The organism is Nocardia mexicana NBRC 108244 (assembly GCF_001613165.1).
GTDB classification, from domain to species: domain Bacteria; phylum Actinomycetota; class Actinomycetes; order Mycobacteriales; family Mycobacteriaceae; genus Nocardia; species Nocardia mexicana.
The window spans coordinates 20,017-44,245 of record NZ_BDBV01000017.1 but is presented as its reverse complement, the minus strand read 5'-3'; the positions used below and the strand labels follow the sequence as shown (position 1 = coordinate 44,245).

The following is a 24,229-nucleotide window of genomic DNA, read 5'->3' as shown; positions in this document are numbered from 1 at the left end:
GACGAACGAAGGAGACAACACATATGGGCGCACTGGAAGGCAAGGTCGCCGTCATCACCGGCGCCGGGCGCGGCATCGGGCGCGAGCACGCGCTGCTGTTCGCGGCCGAGGGCGCGGCGGTGGTCGTCAACGATCTCGGTGGCGACAACGCCGGTGAGGGCGCCGACGTCGGCCCGGCGCAGGAGGTGGTGAACGAGATCACCGCCGCGGGCGGGAAGGCCGCGGCCAACACCGCGAACATCGCTACCTGGGACGGCGCGAAAGACCTTGTCGATCAGGCCGTTTCGGAGTTCGGCAAGCTCGACATCGTGATCAACAACGCGGGTATTCTCCGGGACGGATTCATCGCCGGGCTCGAGGAGTCCCAGTGGGACGCGGTCATCGCCGTGCACCTGAAGGGGCACTTCAACCTGCTGCGGCATGCGGCCGCGTACTGGAAGGACCAGTCCAAGGCCGGTAACCAGCCCAACGCCGCGGTCGTGAACACCGCCTCCGCCTCGGGCGTCACCGTGCCGAATGCAGGCCAGGCGAACTACGGTGCGGCGAAGGCGGGTATCGCCGCGCTGACCCTGGTCGCCGCCGACGAACTGGAGCGTTACGGGGTGCGGGTCAACGCGATCGCGCCGATGGCGCGCACCCGGCTGACCCTCGCCACCCCGGGCATGGGCGCGATCTTCGCCGCCGAGGTGCCCGAGGGCGAGTTCGACGCCTTCAGCCCGGCCAATATCTCCCCGCTGGTGGCCTATCTGGCCAGCGACAAGTGCCCGATCACCGGCAAGGTGTTCGCGGTGCAGGGCGAGGCCATCTCCGAGCTGGCCGGCTGGCACGATGTCAAGACCATCGAGACCGAGGGTCCCTGGCTGATCGACGATATCGCCGCTCGCCTGCCGTAGCCCGAAACCTATTGGAGAACAACGATGTTCGAATGGTCCGAGACCGATGAACTGATCCGCGACGCGGTGCGGGGCTTCATCGCCAAGGAGGTCCGCCCGCATCTCGACGCCCTGGAGAGCGGTGAGATGCCGCCCTATCCGATTCTCCGGAAACTGTTCGCGGAGTTCGGGATCGACGCGATGGGCGCCGAGGCGATCGACAAGCTGCTGGCCAAGCAGCGCGCCAAGGCCGAGGGGGAGGAATCCGGCGAGAAGAAGGCCAAATCCTCCGGCGGCGGCCCCTTCGGCGGGCAGGAATCGCTGATGGCGGTGCTGATCGGCGAGCTCTCCGGGGTCTGCATGGGTCTGGTCAGCTCGATGGGCGTGTCCATCGGTCTCGGAGCCACCACCATCATGTCGCGCGGCACGCTCGCGCAGCAGGAGCGGTGGCTGAAGGACATCGTGACCATGAAAAAGGTTGCGGCGTGGGCGATCACCGAGCCGGACTCCGGTTCGGACGCGTTCGGCGGCATGAAGACCTACGTCCGGCGCGACGGCGAGGACTATATCCTCAACGGGCAGAAGACGTTCATCACCAACGGCCCCTACGCCGACACGGTGATCGTCTACGCCAAGCTCGATGAGCGCGACGCGAGCGTGGACAAGCGCGACCGCAAGGTGCTGACGTTCGTGCTCGACAAGGGCATGGAGGGCTTCACCCAGGGCAAACCGTTCCAGAAGATGGGCCTGCACGCCTCGCCGACCGGCGAACTCTTCTTCGACAACGTCCGGCTGGGCCGGGATCGGCTGCTGGGCGAGACCGAGGAGCACAAGGGCGGCGACGGACGGGAAAGCGCCCGTTCGAGTTTCACCGCCGAACGCATCGGCGTCGGCTTCATGGCGCTGGGCATCATCAACGAATGCCACCGGCTCTGCATCGATTACGCCAAGAGCCGCAAGCTCTGGGGCCAGGAGATCGGCCGCTTCCAGCTGGTGCAGCTCAAGCTCGCCAAGATGGAGGTGGCGCGAATCAACGTGCAGAACATGGTGTTCAACTCCATCGAGCGGGCCCGCGCCGGTAAGCCGCCGACGCTGGCGGAGGCATCGGCCATCAAGCTGTACTGCTCGGAGGCCGCCACCGACGTCGCCATGGAGGCGATCCAGCTGTTCGGCGGCAACGGCTACATGACCGAGTACCGCGTGGAACAGCTCGCCCGCGACGCCAAGTCGCTGATGATCTACGCGGGCAGCAACGAAATCCAGGTCACGCACATCGCCAAGGGCCTGCTGGGCTGACCCGCACCTCCGCGCACGATCACGTCGGCGAGTCGGTCGGCGGATCGGCGCCGAGGGGTGTGACCGATCCGCCGACCTCCCTCACACCGCACGCAGATGCGTGCGGCTGGCATAGATGTGCTCGGCGATGAGCGTCGCGATCCGATCGGGCGCCTCCAGCATCGGGACGTGACCGACGCCGTGCACCATGATGCGGTCGGCGGAGTCGGGCAGCTCCCGCAGAAAACGCCTGGCGAACGAGCGAGTCGGGATCACCCGGTCGAATTCGGACATCAGCAGGCGGACCGGGGTCGGCAGCGTCGACAGGTCCTCCAGGTCGGGCATGCGCAGCCCACCGGCCAGCAGCGGCAGCATCGCGGGACAGTTCAGGGCCGAGGTGATCGCCGCCTCGATACCGCGCCGGGTCGCCGCCGCGGTGTTCTTGCTCAACAGCATCGAGACCAATTGCCTTGCGGGAGCGCTCAATCGGATCAACGGCGGCAGCCGCTTGCCGATCTCGACCACCGGCACCAGCGACAGGAACTTCAGCCCCACCCGAAACTGCAGCAGCGACGGCGTATTCCAGCCGCCGGCCGGTGCGATAGCGGTCAGGGTGCGCGCCCGGCCGCGGCGGGCGAGCTCGAAACCCACCCAGGCGCCGAGCGAATTGCCCGCGATATGACATGTGCGCCAACCCAATTCGTCGAGCTGGGCCTCGACGCGGTCGGCCAGGACATCGATGTCGAGGTACCAGCCGTGCAATGCGGGCCCGCCCCAGTGCCCGGTGAACGCCGGAGCGTACACCTCGCACGTGCTGGACAGCCGGAACGCCACCTGTTCCCAGCAGTGTGGCGAGAGCATGAATCCGTGCAGCAGCAACAGCGGATCCCCGGATCCTGTGTGCAGGGCTTGCATCGGCATGAGCGGGACAGTGGAGTGCGCGGTGCCGGACGTCATCGTCGTCACCCCTTCCTGGACCTCGATGTCCGCAGGGAGTGTGATGCCCTGAATTGTACGGTCCGCAGCGCTACCGCAGGGCCGACAAATGGGCGTTGCGTCGCCCGACAGCGGCATCCCACACAGCCGGCCGATTCCGCCGAGCACCACGCGCGGACAGTTCAGGTTGTCGATGAACGATTCGACCCGTTCGGGCTAGGCACGGCACAGCAACCGCCCCCGCGCCGCGGTGCCGGGATATCGTGAGGTGTGCACTCAGACGAACTGTTCTCCGCGGCCCAGTCGGACAATTACTCCTCCTATTGCACGATCTCGACGATCAACGTGAACGGCGTGCGCGCCGCGACCGGGAAGACGGGCAAGGGGATGCTCGAGTGGCTGGCGGTCACCGAGGCGGACATCATCTGCCTGCAGGAGACCCGGGCAACCGACGAGCAGACCCGGAAGGCGCTGGCGCCGGCGCTCGAATCCGGATGGCATCTGGCGCACGCCGAGCCGGGGACGAAGGGCCGCGCGGGGGTAGGGATCCTGTCCCGGCGCGAGCCGCGCGCGGTGCGCATCGGGTTCGGTAGCGCGGAGTTCGACGGGGTCGGCCGCTATATCGAGGCCGAGTTCGACGAGCTGAGCGTCGCGAGCGTGTACGTGCACACGGGCGAGGCCGACACGCCGATGCAGGACGAGAAGTATCGCTTCCTGGGCGAACTGGGCGCGCATCTGAAGTCGCAGACCCGCGACTTCGTGATCAGCGGCGACTGGAATATCGGGCACACCGAGCTGGACATCAAGAACTGGAAGGGCAACGTGAAGAACTCCGGCTTCCTGCCGGGGGAGCGCGCCTGGATCGACGAGATACTCGCCGCCGGTTATGTCGACGTGGTGCGCACGCTGCATCCGGGGGTTCCCGGCCCGTACAGCTGGTGGTCCTACCGCGGCCGCGCCTTCGACAACGATGCCGGGTGGCGCATCGACTATCAGCTGGCCCGCGGTGAGGTGGCGGCGCGCGCCAAACAGGCCGTGGTGGAACGCGCACCGGAGTACGCGCTGCGCTGGTCGGATCACGCCCCGGTGACGGTTCAGTACCGATGAACCTGTCCGACAAGCGGATTCGCACCTTGCTGGTGCTGGCCGGACTGGTGCTGGCGGTGGTGGTCGCGGGTGTGCTCGCGCTGCGCGGCGGTACGGATTCCGGCTCCGGGGTCTCGAAGTCGGGCACCGCGAGCGCCACGGCCAAGGCAACTACCAAGGCGGGCAATGCTTCTGCCGCGCCCGTGACCAGCCGCGCGCCGGGCGTCCCCGACCGTGCCTACCAGACACTGCAGGAGATCGATGCCGGTCGCTGGCCGGATTCGGCGGGTGCGCCCGGCACCAAGGGCGGCGACCAGTGGATGAATCGCGATGGAACACTGTCGAAAACGGACTCCTACGGGAAATCGATCACCTATAAGGAATGGGACGTGAACCCGAAGAAGCGCGGCCAGACCCGCGATGCCGAACGCATAGTCACCGGCAGCGACGGCTCGGCCTACTACACCGGTGACCACTACAAGACGTTCACGAGGATGCGGTGAGGGCGCCGATGAGCACGCCGATGACGTTGTCGCAGTTCCTGTCCGGTGCGGAAGCCGCCCCGGCGGCAGGGGAGACCCGCCCCGTGCCAGGCCCGGCGCTGGGGTCGTTGGCGGTCGGGGACGGTGAATTCAGCAGTGTCCGTTACCAAGCACCCGCCGACTACGTCGTCCGCGAACTGCGGGGGTCCAAGATGCGCACCACCGCAGGTGTTTTCGACGAGTTCGCCGCGGCTTTCCAATTCCCGTACTACTTCGGTGAGAACAAGGACGCCTTCGACGAATGCCTCCGCGACCTCTCCGATTTCGTCGGTGAAGCCCCGGGATACGTTGCCGTGATCCGAGATTCGGACCAGCTGCTGGCAGATCAGCCCAATCAGCTGGAATGGTTCACCGAGGCCATGCGCGATGCCGCCGTCACCTGGTCCTCCTACGGCACCACCTATCGGGTAGTCCTCCAGGGCAAACCACCCCTGGACGCCGCCCCCCTCACCCTGTAATCCCCGCACCCCTTGTTGGTTCCAGCACTCCTTTCAGTGCCCTGCAGGGCGTGCGTGAGCATGCAAGGCGTGCGGGAAGCCGGGGCGGCTCAGCGGAGGCGGTGGGCGAGGTCTTCGGCGAGGAGGACGAAGACGTCGGTGGTGTGGTCGATGAGCTCGGCGCGGGACATCGGTAGGTCGCCCTGGAGCCAGCTGGTCAAGGTCTGGACCAGGCCGCCGACCAGGTAGGTGGCACGGAAGCCGATCGCGGGGTCGGGATCGGGGGCGGTGAGTCCGTAGAAGTCGATGCCTTGGGTGGCAACGAGATTCGCGAACGAGCGGATGGTCTCGAGGGTGCGCGAGCGGAGCTCCGGGGTGGCGGCGCTGACGATCGCCGCCACCCGGGCCTTGCGCGGGTCGTCGGTGAGCACGTGGATCCCGGCGGCGATCGCCGCGTGCGCCATGCCGCGGGTGTCGTCGGGCGCGGTCTGCAGCGCCACCACGATCGCCCCGGCCAATTCCTCGGCGATCCCGTCGAACAGCGCGATGAGCACGGCATCACGGCTGTCGAACTGCTCGTAGTAGTAACGCTCATTGAGCCCCGCCTGGGCGCACAACCCGGCCACCGTGAGCTTCTCCAGCCCCTGGGTACCGATGATCTCCAGCGCGGCCTCGAGCAGCGCGGCCCGCCGCTGAGCACGGCGCTCCTCCGCCGAAACCCCGCCGTACGTCCGCTGCGCCGCCACGCCCCCGATTGTGTCACGGCGGATGGCCGACAATTCTGGTGCCATCTCTTGCCAGATTGGTAATTCTGGTGGATTCTATTGCCAGATCTTCTGGACGAGGAGGCGACGATGCCCGATCCCGGTTACTTCTCCGACGACTCGATGATTCGGCGGGTCATGCGCAAGCGGGCGGTGGGGCTCACGTATGGGCAGCGCGCGCTGGTGGTCGGTGCGGTCCATCCGCTGCTCTATGTCGGCACCGCCGAGAACACCGAGCACCGGACCACGCCCTACACCCGGCTCGCGCTGACCGGCCGTCTGTTCGAGGCGGTGTTCCTGGGCAGCCGGGAGGAGGCCGACCGGGCGCTGGCGTTCACGCGCAAAAAGCATGTGCGAGTGGAGGGTTCGCTTCCCGAGGATGCCGGTAAGCACTATCCCGCAGGCAGCGGGTACTCCGCCGCGAACCCCCATCTGATGTTCATGACGATGGCCTTCACCTTCGATTCCGCCGAGGTGATGTACGACCTGCTGGTCCGCAAGCTGACCGCCGCCGAGCGCGAGGACCTCTATCAGGACTACGTGCGCTGGGGCGAACTGTTCGGCATGCCGCGCGACGCCGCCCCCGCGAGCTACCCCGCCTTCCGCCGCTACTTCGACGACTACCTGGCCTCCGACGAACTCCACCTCACCGACGAGGCCCGCCTGGTCGGCGCCTACCTGGCGGGCAAACAGGTCCCCTATCCCATGCCGATGCCCCTGCACCAGGTCACCTCGAGCGTCTTCCTCCTGATCCAGGGCAGCCTGCCACCCCGCATCCGCGACATGTACGGAATCAACTGGGGCACAAGGGAAGAACTGGCCCACCGCGCCCTCGCCCAGGGCGTCCGCACGGCACACTTCACCTTCCCCCTCGCCCCGCGTCCGCTACGCAAAACCCTCGCGGGCCCCAGCGCCCCCGTCTACCGCATGCTCACCAAACGCGAACACGCCCTGGTGAAATCCGGCCGCCCCAGCATGCCCGGCATAAACCCCCTCAACCACGCCCAACGCCACGCGGGGTAGCGCGCCCGGAGTGCACGTTCGTCGCCACGTCGGGGAGCGTGCCGCTACTCCGCAATTCCGGCATGCTCCTGGCCGGAATCCCTACGTGCGGTGCGGATCCCGGCCAAAAGCGTGCCGGGAATAGAAGACTGAGCGTGCCGGGAATAGAAGACAGAGCGTGCCGGGAATAGGAAAGGGCGGGACGCGCCTGTCTCCCTCCGCCTCTGAGCGCTGTCGCCCGGCTTGACGAATTCACGCACCCCCGCGCATTCACGCACCCCGTGCAAGCGTTGTAGCGGGTGAACGCGGGGTGCGTGAGCGGGTGGTGCCCGTGTCGCCCAGCTGGCGGGATTGACGCACCCCGTGCGCTTTCTCGCACCCCGTGCAAGCGTTGTAGTGGGTGCGGGAACGGATGCGGGGTGCGTGAACGGAGGTCGGTAGGCTTGCGGCGTTCAGCCAGACCCGCGACATGGGGGCGAGTTGGTGACCGAGATATCCGAGTTGCAGCGCCGGGTTCAGGGTGTGGTCGAGGAACTCGTCGATAGTGGAGCCGAGGCCGGTGTGCAGGTGGCCGTGTACCGGCACGGCGCTCTCGTTGTCGATGCTGTTGCGGGCGTCGCCGATAGCGCGACCGGGCGACGGGTGACGCCGGAGACCCCGTTCTTCAGCTTCTCCAGCAGTAAGGCCATGACCGCGCTGATCGCTCACCTGCTCGTCCGGACCGGCGCCGTCGCGTACGACACGCGCGTGGTCGAGGTGTGGCCGGAGTTCGGCGCCCACGGTAAGGAGTCCGTGACCGTTCGCCATGTGCTCACGCACTCGACCGGAGTTCCGGCGATGCCTCGAGATATCGGACCGGCCGACCTGACCGACTGGTCGCGGGTCTGCGCCGCGATCGCCGACGCCGAACCGCGCTGGCGTCCCGGGGCCCGGACCGGGTACCACTCCTTCACCTTCGGCTTCCTCGTCGGCGAAATAGCGCGGCGAGCCACTGGCAGACCGATGCGGCAACTTCTGCACGAGTGGGTCGCCGCGCCGCTGGGCCTCGACGGCGACCTGTATTTCGGTGTGCCCCATACGGATCTGTCCCGGCTGGCACGGCTCGAAGACGCCGCACCGCACCCGGTCACACCACCCGGCGCCGACACCGTGCTCGCGCCCTGGGAGATGCAGCCGACCGCGGCGATGGGCAACAGTCCCGACATCCTCCAAGCGGACATCCCATCGGTCGGCACCTTCACCGCGCGGGGAATGGCCGCCGCGAACGCCGCGTTCCTCGACGGTCGGCTCATAGACGCACACCAGCTGGAGGAGGCCACGGCGGTGGCCTTCGAGGGCATCGACCAGGTCTTCGGCAATCACGCGCGGCTGGCCCTGGGCTATCCGCTCGGCCGTCTCGGCACTCGACCGGAGGAGACACCCACCTCCTTCGGCTGGGTCGGTGGCGGCGGCAGCTATGTCTACGCCGATATCGCCACGGGCATCTCCTTCGCCATGACCAAGACCCGCCTCACCCCCGATTTCACTACCGCACAACGACTCTCGGACCTGACCGCGGCCGCGACGGGCGGCGGGATCAGTCGCCGCTGACGCCCGGCATCCCGTTCTCTACCCGCCCCGTGATCCGGCGGCGAAAGTCGGGGTCGCGGAGCGCCGTGACTTCCACGTCGTACCAACCGTTTCGGGTGGGCCAGTCGAGGGTCAAGCTTCCCCCGCCGACCAAGTCGATGCGTTGGCGGGTGCCGTCGTAGCGCAGTGGAGCCACCAGCAGAGCCACTCGGCGCTCGGCGTGGTTGGTGAGTGTCAGCTTCACATCGGAACCAGATGGCGCCGTGGCGATTTCGATGCATGAGGCGGCGCCGCGGGCCGTTCCGCGCAGCTCGAACCAGAACCGATTCGGCCCCTGGATCGACAGGTCGTAGACGCCGTCCACGGCGAACTTCTCGGTCTGCTCGTCGGAGACGTCGAGGTGCTGCGGGGTCGTAGCCTCGCCGCCGAACGGGTAGATGGCGAAATGTGCCGGTGCCGCACCGGTATTGGTCAGTGTGACCTCCAGCGTCGACTTGGACAGCGCGGCGGAGACCGCCGGTTGGTACGGGAGCGGTCGTGCGGGGCGCGAGCCGGGCTCCTGTTCCGGCAGCACCTGCAACCTCGGCGGCGAGGGTTTCCATCTATCGACGGGCTGCGAAACCGCCTCGGGTTCAGCAAGTTTCGGCGGCACGCCCGCGTCCGTGAAATCGAATACCGAACTAAGATCCCCGCACACGGTCCGACGCCACTCGCTGATATTCGGCTCGCGCACCCCCGTCCACCGCTCCAGAAACCGCAGTACCGACGTGTGGTCGAACACTTCGGAATCGACGAAACCCCCGATGGTCCATGGCGATACCACCGTCATCGGGACCCGCGGCCCCAGCCCGATCGCCTTGCCGTCGTACCAGTCCGCACCCTCGCCCGGCTCCGGCGGCACCGGCGACGCCACGTGGTCGAAGTACCCGTCGTTCTCGTCGAAGTTGATGAGAACGACTGTCTTGGACCAGGTTTCGGGATCGGAGGCGACGATATCCAGCAGCTGGTAGATCAGCCCGGCGCTCCCCAGCGGCGTCGACCCGGACGGATGCTCACTGTACTTTTCCGGAGGCACCAGCCAGCTGACCTTCGGCAGCCGCCGTGCCTCGAGATCCGCGGCGACCCGCTGCAGCAACGTATCCGGTTCACTGCGATACATCGCCCGGTCGAACAGGCTCAGCTCGTCCGGACTCAGCTTCGCCCGCGCGGCATGCAACTGCCCCAGCAGCCGCTGCTGCTCCTCGGGCGGCTTCTCCCGCAGCGCCTCGTAGAACTTCTCCGTCGTCGGAAAGCCGCCCTCGACCTCGGCCAGCAGCTTGGCCCCGATGCGCTTGAACGGCACGAAGTACTCGACCGGATTGTCGGTGAAGTTGTCCCACTCCTGGTAGATCTGCCACGAGATGCCCGCGGCCTCCAGCCGTTCCGGATAGGTGGTCCAGTCGTAGCCGGGATGGTCCGCGTCGTAGGCGTCGTTGTCCACCGCGCGCCGCTCGGTGCCGGGCTCGTAGCCGGTGGTGCCGGTGAAGAAGTAGTTGCGATTCGGATTGGTCCCGCCGAACAGCGAGCAGTGGTAGGCGTCGCACAGCGTGAAGGTGTCGGCCAGCTCGTACTGCAGCGGCAGATCCCGGCGCTCGTAGTAGGTCATGGTCGCCGCGGTCTTCGCCGGAATCCAGCCGTCCCACCACCCCTGCGCCCACGCCGCGGTGCTGCCGTTCCACTCGTGGTTCAGGCTGTCGAGGTACTGGATATCGCTGTCGGGCCGCCCCGCCTGGCCCGCTGCCTGCCGCAGCGAGAACGGCAGGGCCGCTCCGGAACCGTCCGCCGGGAGGTCGCGCAGGCCCTCGTCCGTCAGGTTCGCGACGCCCTCGCCCGCTGATCGGGGCCGGTTCGGTGCGGGGGAGATCGGTTGCTGAAAGACCGAGGCGCCGTTGCGCAGTCGCAGCGGCACGGTGTCGGAGAATCCGCGCACGCCCCGCAGGCTCCCGAAGTAGTGATCGAACGAGCGGTTCTCCTGCATCAGCAGGATCACGTGCTCGATGGCGCCCAGCCCGCCCGGCGGCACGGGCGCCGCCATGGCGCGATGCAGCGAGGGCGGCAGCAGCGACATGGTGGCCGAGCCGGCGGCCAGCGTGATCGCCGAGCCGAGCAGATGTCGCCGGGAGAGGCTGGGCATGCGCGGCAGTGCACCAGCGACACGCGGACGCTGGGTAATCGCGGCACGATCGGGAAATGAACTCGACATTGCTGTTTCTGGACGTGTGACCATGATTTTAGCTATTTGCTGAACCTTAGCGGACCGTGGTCAGGTGGTGCCGACGGTCCGCCATCCCCGGCATGCGAAGATCTGAGCATGTCGAGTCCTGCCACGTCCGGTGAACGCAAGCAGCGGGTCCTGTCCGGGATCCAGCCGACCAGCGATTCCTTCCACCTCGGCAACTACCTTGGCGCACTGCAGTATTGGGTGCGGCTGCAGGACGACTACGACGCCCTCTACTTCATCCCCGACATGCACGCGATCACCGTTCCGCAGGATCCGAAGCAACTGCGCAACCGTACCAAGCGGGCGGCCGCGCAGCTGCTGGCGCTGGGCATCGACCCCAAGCGCTCGACGCTGTTCGTGCAGAGCCAGGTGCCCGAGCACGCCGAGCTGACCTGGGTGCTCAACTGCATCACGGGCTTCGGCGAGGCCAGCCGGATGACCCAGTTCAAGGACAAGTCGGCGAAGCAGGGCGCCGACAACGCGACCGTCGGTCTGTTCACCTACCCGGTCCTGATGGCCGCCGACATCCTGCTGTACCGGCCGCATCAGGTCCCGGTCGGCGAGGACCAGCGCCAGCACCTGGAGCTGACCCGGAACCTGGCGCAGCGGTTCAACACCCGCTACAAGAAGACCTTCGTGGTCCCGGAGGCGCACATCGTCACCGGCACCGCGAAGATCTACGACCTGCAGGATCCGACCTCCAAGATGAGCAAGTCGGCCGCCACCGACGCCGGTCTGCTGAACCTGCTCGACGATCCGAAGGTCTCGGCGAAGAAGATCCGGTCCGCGGTCACCGACACCGAGCGCGAGATCCGCTACGACCCCGAAAAGAAGCCGGGTGTGAGCAATCTCCTGGTAATCCTCTCGTCGCTCACGGATACGCCGGTCGTCACCCTCGAGCAGGACTATGCGGGGAAGGGTTACGGCGACCTCAAGGGCGATGTGGCCGACGCACTGGTCGAATTTGTCACGCCATTGCAGGCGAAGGTGCAAGAGTATCTGGACGACCAAGGCGAACTCGACCGCATTCTCGGCGCCGGAGCCGAACGCGCTCGGGAAATCGCTGGCAACACCCTCGCGCAGGTGTACGAGCGGGTGGGCTTCCTGGCTCGCTGACCGTCCACCTCGCGGGGCCGGGTTCCGGGAGGACGGTTGTTCGGCAAGGTCAAGACGCGCATCGAACGTGAGGTCCAGGCGCGGCCGTGGCTGGACCATGCCATCCGCGCCGGCGGTCGATATCAGCGTCAGCGCGGCGACTACTTCGCCGCCGGGATCACGTATTTCACTGTGCTGTCGCTGTTTCCGCTGCTGATGGTGGGTTTCGCGGTGGCCGGATTCGTGCTGTCGCGCAACCCGGATCTGCTGCGCGAAGTGCAGGAGAAGATCGTCGAGAACATCCCGGGCTCCTTCGGCGGCCAGCTGACCGATCTGATCGATCAGGCGATCAACTCGCGCACCAGCGTCGGCGTGATCGGCCTGGTCGGCGCCCTGTACGCCGGGCTCGGCTGGATGGCCAATCTGCGGGCGGCGCTCACCGAACAGTGGGAACAGAAAGCGCCGGAAGGGAATTGGGTCGGCACCAAGGTGTCGGACCTGCTCGCGCTGCTGGGCCTGGGTCTGGCGATGGTGGCGTCGCTGGGCCTGTCGGCGCTGGCGGGCAGCGGCCTGGGCAAGGATCTGCTGGCCCTGATCAACCTCGAAAACGCCCCCGGCGTGGGCGTTCTGCTCACGATAGTGTCGCTGGTGCTCGCGATCCTGGCCACGTGGGCGGTCTTCGCGTGGATCATCGCCCGCCTGCCCCGGCAGCCGGTGACGCTGCTGAGCGCGGCGAAGGCGGCCTTGCTCGCCGCGCTGGCCTTCGAGATCTGGAAGCAGATCGCCAGCCTCTATCTGAAGTCCGTGCTGACCAGCCCGGCGGGCGTAGCCTTCGGCCCCATCGTCGGTCTGATGGTCTTCGCCTACATCACCGCCCGCATCATCCTCTTCGCCACCGCCTGGGCGGCGACCGCCAGCGAGAACGAACCCGAGCCCGAAATCCCCGCTCCCGCACCGGCTGTCATCGCCCCGCGGATGGCGGCGGGGATGACGGCCCGGACGGGTGCGGCGCTGTTCGGGGTGGGGGCCGTGCTGGGGGCGCTGGTGCGGATACGCCGAAAGGGTTGAGCCGCGGGCAGGATGCGGGCCAGGGTGCGTTCGATATCCGCGAGCGAGAACCGGCGCACACCGAAGGCTGTTGTCCGTGTCAGTCCGGCTGTGTCGGATCCTGTCGTGCCATTCGGGCCAGTTCGCGGCGGATGGTTTGCTGGGAGCAGGGTTCTATGTGGAAGTCGTTGTGTTGTTGGCGGTGGACGTAGCGGCCGTCGCCTTCCACGTCGAACCAGCTGAGGTATTGGGGTGGGAGCGGGCGGGGGGTTTGGAGGCCGCGGAGGACCTCTATGTGGCCGGAGCCTATGCGGGGGGAGCGGAGTAGGCGGCGCATGCGGTCGGTGGTGGATTCCTTTGTGCCCGTCCAGGATTCGAGGCTGGTTCGGATCTTGTCGAAGCTCTCCACCATGGCGGGTTGGCGGCCCGGGGGGACGTCGCCGAGGACGGCCGCGAACACCTTGGGCACGATCGCCGGGGTGCCGACCTCGACCACGACATTGCCGCCGAAGTCGTCGGTGAGGCCCGGGCGCTGGACCATGGTGACGCCGACCGTGGTGTCGATCGCGCCGTAGGCGCGCACCGGGCGCCGCCGCTTGCCCACGATGACCAGCGACACAGCCGGATTCGCGGCCACCTGCAGCACCGCGGACAGGTCGGGGTCGCCCCGGAGGGGCAGCCGCTCGCGGAGGTCCTGGGCGAGTCTCGAGAAGTCGCTCTGCCAGCGTACGGACGAGATCAACTTCAGCGGGAACGGGTACCGGTCCTTACCGGTCTCGTTCCACAGGTGCATGAACTCGTCCGGGGTGAACTCCCACTTCACCCCCGGCGGCCCTCACCGTTGTCCGGATGGGACTGTGCCGCAGGGATATCCGCCCCGATCGCCTGCGGGACGGTACGATCGCGGATCCCCAGCAGCTCCTCCTCGCGATCCGTGACGAGGTAGTCCGGGGTCTTACGCTCGGACTCGTCCTCGTTCTTCTTCGCGCCCGCTCCGGCTCCCATGGGCATGCCACCCATGCCCGGGGTGCCCGCCTTGCCCATGCCCTGGGCGGAAGTCGCTGCGGCAGCAGGATTTCCGGTGCCGGGAACGCCGGTAGTGCTGCGCCCGGGGCCGCCTTTGTCGGTGCCACCTGCTCCGCCCGCACCACCGCCGGACCCACCGGAGCCGCCACGGCCACTGCCGCCACCGCCGAAACCTCCGCCACCGAGGCCCGCGGCTGTGGTCGACGGATTGGCGCTGGCCGGTGTGGTGCTGGTTCCCTGTTGGCCCTGGGAGTTGGCCTGATTACCTTGACTACCAGCAGAATTCGTGGAGTCTCCAGCAGAAGTTGTACTCGCCGCATCGGTCTCGTTCGGCTGCTGCTCACCGGCGGCCGGTTGCTCCCCGGAACCGCCTGTGCCGCTACCGGTTCCGCCCGTACCACCGGTTCCACCATCGCCGTTGCCGCCGGTACCGGGAATCCAGCCGCCGGTGTCGGGGCCGCTCCCGCCGGGGGAGTCCACAGGGACGAAGGTGGGGACACCGCGACCTGCGGGGCCGTAGGTGGGGTCGTAGTTGGAACGCATGGCGGCGATGGCCTCTTGGCGAAGATTCTCCGCATCCTTGCCGCCTGCTATTGCGGACTCGGGTGTTTGGATGCCGAGGAGGGGCAGTACCGCAGCGGCTTCGCTGCCTACCGAGACCGGTGTGGTGCCCGAACCTGTTGCTGGGGGCGGCGGTACGGACCGCTTGACCGCCTCGGCGCCGTAGGCTGCAGTATCGATCCGGAGGCCGACTGCCTTGATCACTTCCTGCACATCCGTCCCTTGTTGGACGAACTTCTTCGCGGCATCGAGGGCGGCATCGGCGGTCTTGCCTTGCATGCCTTCGGAGAGTGCCTTTTGGATGGAGAGATTGAGGCCGAAGAGTGCGCCACCCAGGCCAGCGGAGATCTTTCCCCATTCTTTGGCGGTCGTGTGCATCGCGTCGGGCTTCATGCTGATGGCATCAGTGTGGATTTTCTCGTGCGAGATGCCATCCCAGTGTTCGATGTCCGTGATGTAGTCGTCGTCGGTGCCGGTATGTCCGAGCTGGCTCTGCATGTGCTGTGAGCCCTGCTGAGTCTGTTGCGACTGTTGGATGCTGCGTGCAGCCGCAGGGTCAGCTCCCAAAAGCAGGCCCAAGGTGGCCTGCTGGGGATCAAGAGGTTGATTATCGGCGGTCATGATCAGTTGTCCTTGCCGATCGTCGGCTCGATAGCAGTGGCGATATCGAGCAAGCCGTCGCAGGGCTGTACACCCTCCGAAAGGCCACCGAGGAGCACTGTCGTGCCCAGATCGACGAACCCGGCCTTTGTACGCAGGTGTATGTCACATCCGCGTGCGAGGCCAGGATCGCGCACCCACATCGCTTCTCGGCCGTTGATGGTGATCGGCTCGATCCATGCGCGGTTCTTCTGAAGATCCTCGTCCCAAGTGGCGTTGCCCGATATGACGCTCAGATTGCGGGTCTTCGAACTGAAATCGCAGTTGAGGAAGGTGATTTCGGCGACACGATCGTGGCGTTTCCTGCTGCTGGGATCGAAGCCTGCCTGTGCGATTACGTCATCAGGTATCCATGTGCATGGGTCGAAGGCGACATCCGGTCGTCCGTACTGCTTCTGTGGCGGAGGCTGTAGCGATGGGGCGGTAAGAGTCGGTTGCGGCGCGCGTGGCGATGCTTTGGCACTCGTCCCTGCCGTGGCGCTCGCCGATTCGCTAGCTGTGTCAGTGGGGTCGCCGTTGTCAGAAGTGCATCCGGCAGTCACCAACACAGCCGCAGCTGCTAGTGCCGCGAAACATCCGCTCTGTCTGATGCGCTTCACTTCGGGAGTCCTGCCGCAGCCGCCGCAATTGCCTGCTTGTTCATGCTTTCTGCCTCCTCGATGCGTCCGCCCGCATGCAGGTACGCCGCCGCCATTCGCAGAGCAGCTTCCTGGAGTCCGCTGAGGGCCTCGGTCAGCTTTACGGCTTTGCCTTCGAATCCTCGCTGCAAGTTCAGTGCGGAGTTGAAGCCACCAAACCCGTCGAGTCGCTGTAAGTAGCCCGAATCGATGACCATCTTGTCCAACGACAGGGCAAACCGCTGATAGACCTCCGCGCAGCGTTGCGCCGCCCCCTCCTCCATCTGGAACGTCCCCGCTACGGCCTGTTGGTAAAGCCCGTTTGCCGTCGACTGCCCCACGTCCATCGACAGGCCCTCCCTTCGTGCTTGGTCGCCTACCTTACTGGACGCACTGTCAGGGCGATTGGTTCCCCCAAGTTGCGGATTTGACGTCCGAGTGGGGCGGAAAATGCAATGCTTCCTGGTGTTATGCGGTAGTTGAATGAGAATCCGCGGTGGTGGGGTCGTGGGGGTTGGCGCGGTGATCTGCTTGCGGGGTCCATAACAAACCTGGAGGGAGGCGGGCATGTCGGAATACGGATCCACGCTGCCGCGGCGGCAACTCGGTCGATACCTGCGTAACGGGAGGGAGGAGTGCGGGCTCACACTGCACCAGGCCGCTGCGCTGATCCAGCGCAGCGCGAGCACTCTACAGCGTATCGAGAAGGGAATGGTCGCCCATCTGCACGAGGCCGACCTGGATGCGCTGTGCAAGATCTACGAGTTCGACGTCAATCAGACGGCGGCCATGAAAGTGCTTGCTGCGCAGGGGAATGTTCTTAGCTGGTGGCATGAGTACGGCGATCTGATCCCCGCGAATTTCGACTTCTACGTGGGACTGGAAGCGGCGGCGCACAGCCTGACCACCTACCAGTCCGAACTTGTGCCTGGGTTGTTGCAAATTCCGTCCTACGCAAGCGCTTTGATCCACGCCGTGTACCCGGACGACAGTCCGGAAGAGCACCAACGACGTGTGCGGCTGCGTATGCGTCGGCAGATCAGGATCACTCGCAAGGCTCAACCGATGTGTCTTGATGTCGTTCTGCGGGAGTCGGCCCTGCGGAGCGTGGTCGGCGGCCCGAGGGTTATGGCTGCGCAGACCAAACATCTTGCCGACATCGGCACGCGGTCGAACATCAACCTGCGAGTCCTGCCGTTCAGCGCTGGCTTCCCGCTAGGAGTGGCTGTCGGCCCGTTCGTCCTTCTCGACTTCGGCACGGACGGTAGGGGGCAGCCGGTCGAGCCGCCGGTGGTGTAGGTCGAGAACTTCGCAGGCGATCTTTATTTGGAGAAAGATCATGTAGTACAGCGGTACCATCGGGCGTACGAGAGCCTTCACCACCAGGCATTGGACGAGGTGGCCAGCCGGAACCTACTTCGGCAGATAGCGAGGGAGTACGCGTGATAGTTGATCTGGCCGGTGCCGAGTGGTTCAAGAGCACCTACAGCGGGGGCGACAAAGAGTGCGTCGAAGCCGCCTTCCTCCCCAATGACCTTGTCGCTGTGCGTGATTCGAAGAACCCCTCGGGTGCCGCGCTGGTCTTCACCTCTGACGAATGGTCTGGCTTCACCACCGCTCTCGACAACGGCCGCTTCGACCGCTGAGTCGACTTCGGCCGTCAGTAGAGTCGGCTCCGCCTGTCAGTAGATCCGGAACGCTCGAGGGTCGATCTATCAGGTATTTCGGTGCGTGCGAACAGCTGGCGTGAATCCGGTCCAGGCGTTTCGCGCCAATCTTCACGGTCGATAGGAGAGTGTCGAACGGGCCAGTAGTGTCCGTCGAGTGCGGAGGACACTACTCGGGGTGGTCGCGCTGGTGTGCGCGGGAATTGCCACCGTCTCATGTTCATCTGGTTCGTCTTCAATCGGTTCGTCCGGGGCGTCGAACGCAACTGAGGGTCCGACTTCGGTTGTGCGACAGCCTTATCCGGAGTTTCTCGACCGAGAGACCAAGGTGGCGCTGGCCTACCGCGATAGGCTACGTCCCCTGGACCCATGCGGTTTCCTGGACGAGACTGCGGTGGAGGACATCGGAACACCCGGCTATTTCGGTGCCGATGGGGAATTCGCCCGCTGCTCGGCGGCCTACCGGACTCCGATGGGGGCCAAGAGGATCACGAAAATCGACGTGGCGATGATCCCGGGCAACGCCACTTGGAGATCCGGTCCTCCGGTGATGTTCGGTGAAACCCCTGTGCGCGTGCGTGATTCGGGTGATTTCTGTAGTGCCAGCCTGTCTTTCGACGACAAGATCGTCCTCAATTTCACGGTCGCGACGAAGGGCGACCTCATGGAACGGGGCCCGAAGGTCGACCTGTGTCCCGAGGCGACATCCATTGCGGCAGCTTCCATCCCGCATCTCACAGAGCGCCCGCTCCGAGCGAAGTCGAAGCATGCCAACGTCAACACGAAGCTGGCGAAACTCGATCCCTGCGCCGTGGTGGATGTGATCGGGAAGGATCATCCGAACCCGTGGGTGAACTCCCTGCCGACGCCTTGGAGCTGTCAAATGCTCCTGGACTACGGAGTCAACTCGACCACCCGGCACATCGACTTCTCCTACGTCTCGGACGCCGCGATCACGCGAAGTCCGGGATCGGAAGAGATAGCGTCACGGATAGCGGGCCTTCCCTCGCTCGAGGAGCCGGGTGGCCGAGGCACCCGGTGGGCCGATGGGTGCCAGATTCACGTCGGCACCGATCCGCACTGGGCTCCGGTCAAGGGTGTTCACAATCGCAAGACCGAGGTAATCAGCGTCGGCGTCGAGGCCGGTGGTTGCGATGCGGCCCGCGCCACGGCCGCCGAGGTTGTGCGGCTGTATCAACAATTACCGGACTGACCTGGTCTCGTGGAGTCGGGCGGCGAACCCGCCCGGCTCCCGCTACCGAAACTCGGGACCCATTCCCGTGACGGGGAATTTCCAAGTCCGGCGCGCGAAACCCGCTGCTAGGGTCGGAGCCCGTGAAATCAACCAGCGCACGCAAATTCGCGACCAAAGCGGTAATCCGAGTATCGACAGCGGTGGCCGCCGGAGGTCTCGCCGTGCTCGCCCTGGCACCGGCTGCGAACGCGTATCCGGCCGGACCGTGGGGTGTCGAAGGGCCGTGCCGGGGAAAGGCTCCCGCGGAATGCCCTTACGTGCCGGAGCCCGACGGCCTGGTCTGGAACTCCTACCGCGACGGGGAGAAAACCGCCGCAACGTATGTCGACAAAACCAACCATGTCGTGTGCTCCGAAAGCCGCGGCGCCCCGCCGACCAGCTTCTACTGCGTCCCGATGATGGCGCTGGTCCGGGCACTGCCACCGATCAAGATCGGAAGCTACATCTACTAGGTGACTTGCCGCAGATCTACGCGGGGCGCAGCTGCGGGTGTTGGCCGGGGACGGGGGTCAGTGCGGTGTCCGGAGTCAGCGCGCTCCCTTTGTCGAGGGCGAAGACCTGGTCGAAGTTGTAGCTCCAGTCGATTGTCTGGAGGGGCTGATTTCCCTCGAGGAACAAGTAGTACCCGCGCTGCGGGCCGTCACCGTCGGAGCTTCGCGGTTTTGGGGAGTTCTTCCAGCAGACGCCCGAAGTTCCTGCAAGAGCGTCGATTTGGTCGGTCTTGGTGTTCTGAGGAATGTCGACCATGCGGTCCCAGTCGGCGTTCCAACCGGCAGCGCGCGTGATGTCGCTCAACGTGGTCGGCGCCGCCGCCTCGCTGGCCTGCTTGGCCTTCTCCTTGAAGCTGACCCGCGAACCGAGGTTCTCCTTCGCGGGAGACAGGTCGAATGTCGACGCGCACTTGGCATCCGACGTGGTGCCGCCGGAACGGTCCAGCAGCCCGCACCCCGCCGCGGTCAGCAGGACCCCAACCGCCAGGGCGGCGATGGCATTCTTCGTCGTCACGTTGCGCTCACTTCTTCCCGGGCAATGGAACACCGACGCCAGGTGGCGGTCCGGTTTCGATCGAAACGACATCGGTCGAAACGATTTCGGCGTCTCGACCCCCTCCTACGCTGTTGCCATGGGGAACGAGGATATGCGCTATGGCCGCTGTAGCGCGTGCGGCGCCGACGAGGTGTACAAGGGCGAGTACGAAGCGCAGGGCGGATTACGTTCTGCGGACGCCCTTTTGGTCAGACAGGTCGGGTTCGACGCCTACCTCTGTGCAGACTGCGGGTGTATACAGCTGCATGCGCGGCTGGACCAGAAGATGTCGTCGCACATCCGGAAGAAATTCCAGTGGATACCTCCGCATCGGCCCGTAGACGACTAGTCGACCGACGTAGGGTGAGGGCTCGTGGAGTCGGACAACAAGCTGGAGGACCTACGGTCGGCGCTCTCGTGCGTTTTCGAGAAGCTCGGTGCCGAGAGCCTCACCGAACCCGACCGGGTCGAGCTGGTGGCGCGCGCCGAGGTGGTACAGGACCGGATCGACGCGATCCAGCACGTCGTCGGCGATGAGGACACGAATTCCGACTGAGCCCGCCTGGCCCCTCCCATGTCGTGTGCACCGAAAGCCACGGAGCGCCGCCGACCAGCTTCTACTGCGTCCCGATGATGGCGCTGATCCGGGCACTGCCGCCGATCAAGATTGGGAGCTACATCGACTGGTCAGGAACCGTCGCTGCCCGGGGTGCGGTCGGATGTGGGGGCGGAGTCGTTCGGGTCGTCTGCCTGGTTATGTGGTGTGAGTGTGGCGTTGATGGCCTGGGCGTCAGCGAGTTGGTCTTCGAGGGAGATGATGCGGCAGGCCGCCTCGAGGGGGGTACCGCGGTCGACCAGTTCGCGGGCGCGGGCGGCCAAGCGCAGCTGGCGGCGGGAGTAGCGGCGGTGCCCGCCCGGTGACCGTTGCGGGGTGATCAGTTCCGCCTCGTCGAGGCTGCGCAGGAAGGCCTGCGTGGTGCCGAGCATGTCTGCGGCGCGGCCCATGGTGTAGGCGGGGTACTCGTCGTCGTCGAACTTCTCGTCCGTGGTCGGGGATTCAGAAATCGTGCAGCCTCCATGCGGCGAAGGCCCCGGCGCCGTCACGCGGCACCGGGGCACGAGGGGGGAACAAACTAGTGTCGGATTTGTCACCTGACGCCGAGGGAACGCCCGCACCACATATCGCGGGCGACCCGGCGGGAAACCACTCCCTTCTCTGCACGCGGTGACCAGTACTTCCTTCTTTGCAGCAAATTTCGTGTTCTGGTCCGGCGGGCGGCGGGACCGTGATACTCGCCGGTCCCGTGGCCGCGCCCGCCGGTTCTACCTCCACGGGTAGTTCATCATCTCCCGTGCCATCTGGACACTTCGTACTCTGCCAACACCACATAAGTTAGCCCGACGCTTGACGAATATCTACAGTCACGACTGCAGAATTTCTGTGTCCTCCTCGAGAACTCCCGTTTCCCCAGGTTGGGGACGTAGCCGAGGGGCGACACGGCCGAGGGGTGTGGCATGCTGAGTGTCGAGGACGGGTTGTTGCAGTGATCGCCCGCCTCACGACAGGAAGTCACGAAAAGTACATGTCACAAGGCACCGTGAAGTGGTTCAACGGCGAAAAGGGTTTCGGGTTCATCGCGCAGGATGCGGGCGGCCCCGACGTTTTCGTCCACTACTCCGAGATCTCCGGCTCCGGATTCAAGTCCCTCGATGAGGGCCAGCGGGTCGAGTTCGAGATCGGCCAAGGCCAGAAGGGCCCGCAGGCCCAGGGCGTCCGCGCTATCTGAGCGCCCGCAACATCGTCGAAGCCCGCGCGATCCGCGCGGGCTTCCGCATTTCTGCCCTCGCCGCGGGCGGCGGAACCACGACGGCCTGACCGACCGTCGATGTCACACCTGGTGGGCCGGCGTCGTCGCCTTATCGACACACAGGACAGTGCGGTGCGAATCGCCGCCGAAGCCTCCAGGAGTTCCCGATGACCGGTCCCGCGCAGCACACCGCCCCCGTTCTCGTTCGATCCGAGACCGCCGCGACGGTCCAGGACGGCGCGCTCAGCCTCATCACGCTGCTCGCCGACGCCGGTGACACCGGCGGTGCGCTCACCGCCAACAGGGCCACGTTGTCGAAGGGCTCGCCCGGGGCGCCCGCACACTTTCACACCAAGGCCACCGAGATGTTCCTGGTACTCGAGGGTTCCGTGCGGTTCCTCCTCGGTGATGAGGTCGTCCGCCTCGACCAGGGTGACTTCCTGACCGTGCCGCCCACCGTGCCCCACGCGTTCGCCCCGGCACCGGCCAGCGACGCCGAACTGCTCGTGGTCTTCACTCCCGGCCTGCACCGCTTCGACTACTACCGGCTGCTGGAGCGCGTGTACCGCGGTGAGGCGACCGTCCAGGAGATCCGCGACAGCTCCGAGCTGTACGACAATCACTACGTCGACAGCCCGATGTGGCGCGAGGAACTCGCACGCGACTGAGTCCCGACCCCGACTACCGCCCGGCGAGCTGGGCGACGACCGGAGCGAACCGCTCGGCGAAGTCGGCACCGAAGATGAAGTACGAGAAGCCGATCTCCTCCCGGCGCCGCTGGATCTCCTCGGCGGCGGCCGCCGGATCATCCGGAAGCGCGGTCGGGGCGTCCGCCGCGTGCACCGCGGCGGTGTCGGCGTCGGGCGGCGCCATGTGCGGTGCGACCGAGTCGCCGATGACCGGCACGGCGAGCGCCAGCTCGATCTTCGGGTCGGCGCGGAAATCCTTTGCCAGACGGGCGACTTCGGCCCGAGTCTGATACAGCAGCGGGAAGGTGACCGTATCCGCGACCTCGGCCGCCAATGCTCGGCCCTTCGGCCCGTATACCGCCATCGCCACGGGCGTGTGGCGGTCGGGGCCGTCGAAATCTCTTAGGGCCCTGACGGTTTCACGTATCCGCGTCAGCCGCTCGCTCGACGGTACCGGGGGCATCCCCTTGTCGCGGAGTTCGTCATCGATTCCCGGTCGGCCGGTGCCGATGCCCATCTCGAAACGGCCGTCGGTCAGCAGCGACAGGGAGTGCGCTTCCCACGCCGTCAGCCAGGGTGGGCGAAACGGGGAGGCGTACACCCACGAGCCCACCCGCAGGTCGGTCTGGGCCGCGACGGTGGCCAGCATGGGGCCGGGCGCCGGCTGCGTGAGCGGGAAGTCGGGCACCAGCAGCGTCGAGTAGCCGCTGTCGGCGATGCGGCGCACGCGGTCCCGCCACGTCGCCGGGTCGGTCATGAGCGGGGCGACGACCCCGAATCGAAATGGTCTGGTCATGGCCGTTTCCTTCCCTGGGGGTCCGGGCCTCGGAGCGGCCCGTGGGGATGCGCGAGGTCGTAGGCGCGGGAGAGCTTCTTGGGGACGACCATGCGCCACGCGTCGACGACGAGTTCCCGGGCCTCGATCGGGTCCAGGGCCGCGAGGTCGGAGCGGATCCAGTTGAAGCGCATGTCCGTCGGCGACGGCAGCTGAAACTTGTGCGGCTCGTTCGCGACGAGTGTCGCCCGCTCCTCCTTGGGGAACGCGAACTCCATCACGGTCTCGTCGAGGGAGAACGCCACGTAGACGATCTGCTTGACGCGGAACTTCAACCTGCCCCGCACGTAGACCCGGTACGAGCGCTCCAACTCGGCCCCCAGCGGGCCGACGTCCTCGATCACGGCCATGGTCGGAATCCTCCCGTCTATCCAGAGGAATAGACGAGGAAGCGACCTGAAACTCATCGGCGCAGCTCGGCCTCCGGCCCATCGACCATCGGGACGCGTATTCTCACCCCGTGCCGACCGGCGGTAGCAAACAGGTTCGCGCCGCGCGCAAGCGCAAGAAGCGGATGGCGCGCGTCACCCACGACCTCACCGACGCGCAGTGGGACGCGCTCAAGGCGTCCTGGGGTGGCTGTGCCTATTGCGGCTCCCCGGTCACCTCGCTGCAGAAGGACTGCGTGCAGGCCATTTCGCGCGGCGGACGCTACACGCTCGGCAATGTCGTGCCCGCGTGCGGGCCGTGCAATGCCAGCAAGTGCAATGCCGAGGTGACCGGCTGGCTGCGCCGCAAGAAACTCGACGAACGCTCGTTCCTCGTGCGCCAGTACGAGATCGCGGCCGAACTCACCACCCGGTTCGCTTAGCGGCGAAAGTCGTTGGTGGAAGAAACCCAGCTCGGCCTTCTCGTGCGCCCTCGAATTACGCCTGAATGACCTCGATTCCCACCAGCGCGTTCAATGAATCGCAGCTGGCCCAGGACTGATTCTGGCCGTAGTGTGCCGGGCCGTATTTCCAGTAGAGGAACGGTACGGGCCATGCGACGCAGGTGAGTTTTACCTGGTGCCAGGTCGGCAGTTCACACGTGGACATTCCGCCGGTGTTGAAGATGTTGTAGACGTGGCAATTGGCCTCCCATACCGGCACGTCGGCCTGTGCCGCGCCGCCGCCGACCAGGGCGGTGGCCGCAGCCGCGGTGGCAACGAAGGCACCTGCGGCAAGTCGCTTCGTGGAAAACATTTCGAACCTCCTGAAT

General features: G+C 66.2%; 28 protein-coding genes and 1 pseudogene. 17 read left to right on the top strand and 12 right to left on the bottom strand.

The annotated features are described in order from the left end of the window. Positions 1-23 precede the first annotated feature (23 nt). Together NM1_RS05590 and NM1_RS05585 are read left to right on the top strand one after the other, a co-directional pair. The gene (locus tag NM1_RS05590) at positions 24-893 is read left to right on the top strand and encodes an SDR family oxidoreductase (protein WP_068014601.1); all 870 of its coding nucleotides are present in this window, start codon (positions 24-26) and stop codon (positions 891-893) included. A 24-nt stretch (positions 894-917) separates the two neighbouring features. Further along, positions 918-2,168 (top strand): acyl-CoA dehydrogenase family protein, encoded by a 1,251-nt coding sequence (locus NM1_RS05585; protein WP_068014600.1) that lies wholly within the window; start codon positions 918-920, stop codon positions 2,166-2,168. Positions 2,169-2,249: 81 nt separating this feature from the next. Here the strand turns inward: NM1_RS05585 and ephH are convergent, their stop codons facing one another. After that, a complete protein-coding gene (gene ephH / locus NM1_RS05580) occupies positions 2,250-3,068 on the bottom strand; it encodes an epoxide hydrolase EphH (protein WP_246011104.1) in 819 nt (272 codons plus the stop codon). Positions 3,069-3,353: 285 nt separating this feature from the next. On the opposite strand from ephH, the gene NM1_RS05575 reads away from it, so the two are divergent. From NM1_RS05575 to NM1_RS05565, 3 genes are read left to right on the top strand one after another with little or no spacing between them, the layout of a single operon-like run. Continuing rightward, entirely contained in the window at positions 3,354-4,190 is an 837-nt protein-coding gene (locus tag NM1_RS05575) for an exodeoxyribonuclease III (RefSeq protein WP_255286163.1), read from the top strand. Then, the gene (locus NM1_RS05570; RefSeq protein ID WP_068014598.1) at positions 4,187-4,672 is read left to right on the top strand and encodes a guanyl-specific ribonuclease; all 486 of its coding nucleotides are present in this window, start codon (positions 4,187-4,189) and stop codon (positions 4,670-4,672) included. The genes NM1_RS05575 and NM1_RS05570 overlap by 4 nt, the downstream gene beginning before the upstream one ends. Positions 4,673-4,692: 20 nt before the next feature. Continuing rightward, positions 4,693-5,169 carry a barstar family protein gene (locus tag NM1_RS05565; protein ID WP_246011100.1) on the top strand — a complete coding sequence of 159 codons (477 nt, stop codon included), beginning with the start codon at positions 4,693-4,695 and terminating at the stop codon, positions 5,167-5,169. Between the two features lie 89 nt (positions 5,170-5,258). Here the strand turns inward: NM1_RS05565 and NM1_RS05560 are convergent, their stop codons facing one another. After that, positions 5,259-5,894, bottom strand: a complete 636-nt coding sequence (locus NM1_RS05560; RefSeq protein WP_246011098.1) for a TetR/AcrR family transcriptional regulator — start codon at positions 5,892-5,894, stop codon at positions 5,259-5,261. A 108-nt stretch (positions 5,895-6,002) separates the two neighbouring features. Here NM1_RS05560 and NM1_RS05555 point away from each other — a divergent pair, with 108 nt between their 5' ends. Both NM1_RS05555 and NM1_RS05550 read left to right on the top strand, forming a co-directional pair. Beyond that, positions 6,003-6,935, top strand: a complete 933-nt coding sequence (locus tag NM1_RS05555) for an oxygenase MpaB family protein (protein WP_068014593.1) — start codon at positions 6,003-6,005, stop codon at positions 6,933-6,935. A gap of 462 nt (positions 6,936-7,397) precedes the next feature. Beyond that, positions 7,398-8,504 carry a serine hydrolase domain-containing protein gene (locus NM1_RS05550; protein ID WP_211339376.1) on the top strand — a complete coding sequence of 369 codons (1,107 nt, stop codon included), beginning with the start codon at positions 7,398-7,400 and terminating at the stop codon, positions 8,502-8,504. Here NM1_RS05550 and NM1_RS05545 read toward each other — a convergent pair. Then, complete coding sequence (locus tag NM1_RS05545; RefSeq protein ID WP_084519186.1) at positions 8,491-10,656, bottom strand: phosphocholine-specific phospholipase C; 2,166 nt, start codon at positions 10,654-10,656, stop codon at positions 8,491-8,493. The two genes, NM1_RS05550 and NM1_RS05545, sit on opposite strands and share 14 nt — an antisense overlap. A gap of 177 nt (positions 10,657-10,833) precedes the next feature. Between NM1_RS05545 and trpS the strand changes: the two genes are divergently transcribed. Together trpS and yhjD are read left to right on the top strand one after the other, a co-directional pair. Then, positions 10,834-11,859 carry a tryptophan--tRNA ligase gene (trpS, locus tag NM1_RS05540; protein WP_068014589.1) on the top strand — a complete coding sequence of 342 codons (1,026 nt, stop codon included), beginning with the start codon at positions 10,834-10,836 and terminating at the stop codon, positions 11,857-11,859. A gap of 36 nt (positions 11,860-11,895) precedes the next feature. After that, positions 11,896-12,906, top strand: coding sequence for an inner membrane protein YhjD (gene yhjD / locus NM1_RS05535; RefSeq protein WP_068014587.1), 1,011 nt, complete (start codon positions 11,896-11,898; stop codon positions 12,904-12,906). Between the two features lie 79 nt (positions 12,907-12,985). On the opposite strand, the gene NM1_RS05530 is transcribed toward yhjD, so the two are convergent. From NM1_RS05530 to NM1_RS42925, 4 genes are read right to left on the bottom strand one after another with little or no spacing between them, the layout of a single operon-like run. Beyond that, the gene (locus NM1_RS05530) at positions 12,986-13,708 is read right to left on the bottom strand and encodes an ESX secretion-associated protein EspG (protein ID WP_068014585.1); all 723 of its coding nucleotides are present in this window, start codon (positions 13,706-13,708) and stop codon (positions 12,986-12,988) included. After that, positions 13,705-15,093, bottom strand: coding sequence for a hypothetical protein (locus NM1_RS41925; protein ID WP_157123846.1), 1,389 nt, complete (start codon positions 15,091-15,093; stop codon positions 13,705-13,707). The genes NM1_RS05530 and NM1_RS41925 overlap by 4 nt, the downstream gene beginning before the upstream one ends. A gap of 2 nt (positions 15,094-15,095) precedes the next feature. Next, positions 15,096-15,731: a DUF3558 domain-containing protein gene (locus NM1_RS40815; protein ID WP_169814198.1), complete on the bottom strand. Its 636-nt coding sequence runs from the start codon at positions 15,729-15,731 to the stop codon at positions 15,096-15,098. Continuing rightward, positions 15,728-16,096 (bottom strand): hypothetical protein, encoded by a 369-nt coding sequence (locus NM1_RS42925; RefSeq protein ID WP_169814197.1) that lies wholly within the window; start codon positions 16,094-16,096, stop codon positions 15,728-15,730. The genes NM1_RS40815 and NM1_RS42925 overlap by 4 nt, the downstream gene beginning before the upstream one ends. A 220-nt stretch (positions 16,097-16,316) precedes the next feature. On the opposite strand from NM1_RS42925, the pseudogene NM1_RS05505 reads away from it, so the two are divergent. The 4 genes and pseudogenes from NM1_RS05505 to NM1_RS05490 all read left to right on the top strand — a co-directional run bounded on the left by NM1_RS05505 (position 16,317) and on the right by NM1_RS05490 (position 19,123). After that, positions 16,317-17,195 (top strand): annotated as a pseudogene (locus tag NM1_RS05505) (helix-turn-helix domain-containing protein). Next, positions 17,192-17,395, top strand: a complete 204-nt coding sequence (locus tag NM1_RS05500; protein ID WP_068014574.1) for a DUF397 domain-containing protein — start codon at positions 17,192-17,194, stop codon at positions 17,393-17,395. Before NM1_RS05505 ends, NM1_RS05500 begins: the two are co-directional and overlap by 4 nt. 199 nt (positions 17,396-17,594) lie before the next feature. Beyond that, positions 17,595-18,629 carry a hypothetical protein gene (locus NM1_RS05495; RefSeq protein WP_147288941.1) on the top strand — a complete coding sequence of 345 codons (1,035 nt, stop codon included), beginning with the start codon at positions 17,595-17,597 and terminating at the stop codon, positions 18,627-18,629. A gap of 122 nt (positions 18,630-18,751) precedes the next feature. Beyond that, complete coding sequence (locus tag NM1_RS05490; RefSeq protein WP_246011096.1) at positions 18,752-19,123, top strand: hypothetical protein; 372 nt, start codon at positions 18,752-18,754, stop codon at positions 19,121-19,123. Between the two features lie 16 nt (positions 19,124-19,139). Here the strand turns inward: NM1_RS05490 and NM1_RS05485 are convergent, their stop codons facing one another. Continuing rightward, positions 19,140-19,676 carry a hypothetical protein gene (locus NM1_RS05485; RefSeq protein WP_147288940.1) on the bottom strand — a complete coding sequence of 179 codons (537 nt, stop codon included), beginning with the start codon at positions 19,674-19,676 and terminating at the stop codon, positions 19,140-19,142. A 394-nt stretch (positions 19,677-20,070) separates the two neighbouring features. Here NM1_RS05485 and NM1_RS05475 point away from each other — a divergent pair, with 394 nt between their 5' ends. Then, complete coding sequence (locus NM1_RS05475) at positions 20,071-20,253, top strand: hypothetical protein (RefSeq protein ID WP_068014566.1); 183 nt, start codon at positions 20,071-20,073, stop codon at positions 20,251-20,253. Between the two features lie 131 nt (positions 20,254-20,384). Here NM1_RS05475 and NM1_RS05470 read toward each other — a convergent pair whose 3' ends face one another. After that, entirely contained in the window at positions 20,385-20,801 is a 417-nt protein-coding gene (locus tag NM1_RS05470; protein WP_246011087.1) for a MerR family transcriptional regulator, read from the bottom strand. Between the two features lie 479 nt (positions 20,802-21,280). Between NM1_RS05470 and NM1_RS05465 the strand changes: the two genes are divergently transcribed. Then, complete coding sequence (locus NM1_RS05465; protein ID WP_068014703.1) at positions 21,281-21,484, top strand: cold-shock protein; 204 nt, start codon at positions 21,281-21,283, stop codon at positions 21,482-21,484. A 188-nt stretch (positions 21,485-21,672) separates the two neighbouring features. After that, entirely contained in the window at positions 21,673-22,173 is a 501-nt protein-coding gene (locus NM1_RS05460) for a cupin domain-containing protein (RefSeq protein WP_068014564.1), read from the top strand. Positions 22,174-22,186: 13 nt separating this feature from the next. Here the strand turns inward: NM1_RS05460 and NM1_RS05455 are convergent, their stop codons facing one another. Then, a complete protein-coding gene (locus tag NM1_RS05455; RefSeq protein WP_068014563.1) occupies positions 22,187-22,990 on the bottom strand; it encodes an LLM class flavin-dependent oxidoreductase in 804 nt (267 codons plus the stop codon). After that, complete coding sequence (locus tag NM1_RS05450) at positions 22,987-23,379, bottom strand: hypothetical protein (RefSeq protein ID WP_068014701.1); 393 nt, start codon at positions 23,377-23,379, stop codon at positions 22,987-22,989. Before NM1_RS05450 ends, NM1_RS05455 begins: the two co-directional genes overlap by 4 nt. A 164-nt stretch (positions 23,380-23,543) precedes the next feature. Here NM1_RS05450 and NM1_RS05445 point away from each other — a divergent pair, with 164 nt between their 5' ends. Then, positions 23,544-23,840 carry an HNH endonuclease gene (locus NM1_RS05445; RefSeq protein ID WP_068014699.1) on the top strand — a complete coding sequence of 99 codons (297 nt, stop codon included), beginning with the start codon at positions 23,544-23,546 and terminating at the stop codon, positions 23,838-23,840. Between the two features lie 55 nt (positions 23,841-23,895). On the opposite strand, the gene NM1_RS05440 is transcribed toward NM1_RS05445, so the two are convergent. Continuing rightward, on the bottom strand, positions 23,896-24,213 hold the full coding sequence (locus tag NM1_RS05440) for a hypothetical protein (RefSeq protein WP_068014561.1): 318 nt from the start codon (positions 24,211-24,213) through the stop codon (positions 23,896-23,898). Between the last annotated feature and the right edge of the window lie 16 nt (positions 24,214-24,229).

Coding starts and splice junctions, on each gene's coding strand:
- NM1_RS05590 (WP_068014601.1), top strand. CDS start 24: ATGGGCGCACTGGAAGGCAAGGTCGCCGTCATCACCGGCGCCGGGCGC.
- NM1_RS05450 (WP_068014701.1), bottom strand. CDS start 23,379: ATGGCCGTGATCGAGGACGTCGGCCCGCTGGGGGCCGAGTTGGAGCGC.
- NM1_RS05570 (WP_068014598.1), top strand. CDS start 4,187: ATGAACCTGTCCGACAAGCGGATTCGCACCTTGCTGGTGCTGGCCGGA.
- NM1_RS05445 (WP_068014699.1), top strand. CDS start 23,544: ATGGCGCGCGTCACCCACGACCTCACCGACGCGCAGTGGGACGCGCTC.
- NM1_RS05465 (WP_068014703.1), top strand. CDS start 21,281: ATGTCACAAGGCACCGTGAAGTGGTTCAACGGCGAAAAGGGTTTCGGG.
- NM1_RS42925 (WP_169814197.1), bottom strand. CDS start 16,096: ATGGACGTGGGGCAGTCGACGGCAAACGGGCTTTACCAACAGGCCGTA.
- NM1_RS05565 (WP_246011100.1), top strand. CDS start 4,693: ATGACGTTGTCGCAGTTCCTGTCCGGTGCGGAAGCCGCCCCGGCGGCA.
- NM1_RS05460 (WP_068014564.1), top strand. CDS start 21,673: ATGACCGGTCCCGCGCAGCACACCGCCCCCGTTCTCGTTCGATCCGAG.
- NM1_RS05545 (WP_084519186.1), bottom strand. CDS start 10,656: ATGCCCAGCCTCTCCCGGCGACATCTGCTCGGCTCGGCGATCACGCTG.
- NM1_RS05440 (WP_068014561.1), bottom strand. CDS start 24,213: ATGTTTTCCACGAAGCGACTTGCCGCAGGTGCCTTCGTTGCCACCGCG.
- NM1_RS05455 (WP_068014563.1), bottom strand. CDS start 22,990: ATGACCAGACCATTTCGATTCGGGGTCGTCGCCCCGCTCATGACCGAC.
- trpS (WP_068014589.1), top strand. CDS start 10,834: ATGTCGAGTCCTGCCACGTCCGGTGAACGCAAGCAGCGGGTCCTGTCC.
- NM1_RS05585 (WP_068014600.1), top strand. CDS start 918: ATGTTCGAATGGTCCGAGACCGATGAACTGATCCGCGACGCGGTGCGG.
- NM1_RS41925 (WP_157123846.1), bottom strand. CDS start 15,093: ATGACCGCCGATAATCAACCTCTTGATCCCCAGCAGGCCACCTTGGGC.
- NM1_RS05555 (WP_068014593.1), top strand. CDS start 6,003: ATGCCCGATCCCGGTTACTTCTCCGACGACTCGATGATTCGGCGGGTC.
- ephH (WP_246011104.1), bottom strand. CDS start 3,068: ATGCCGATGCAAGCCCTGCACACAGGATCCGGGGATCCGCTGTTGCTG.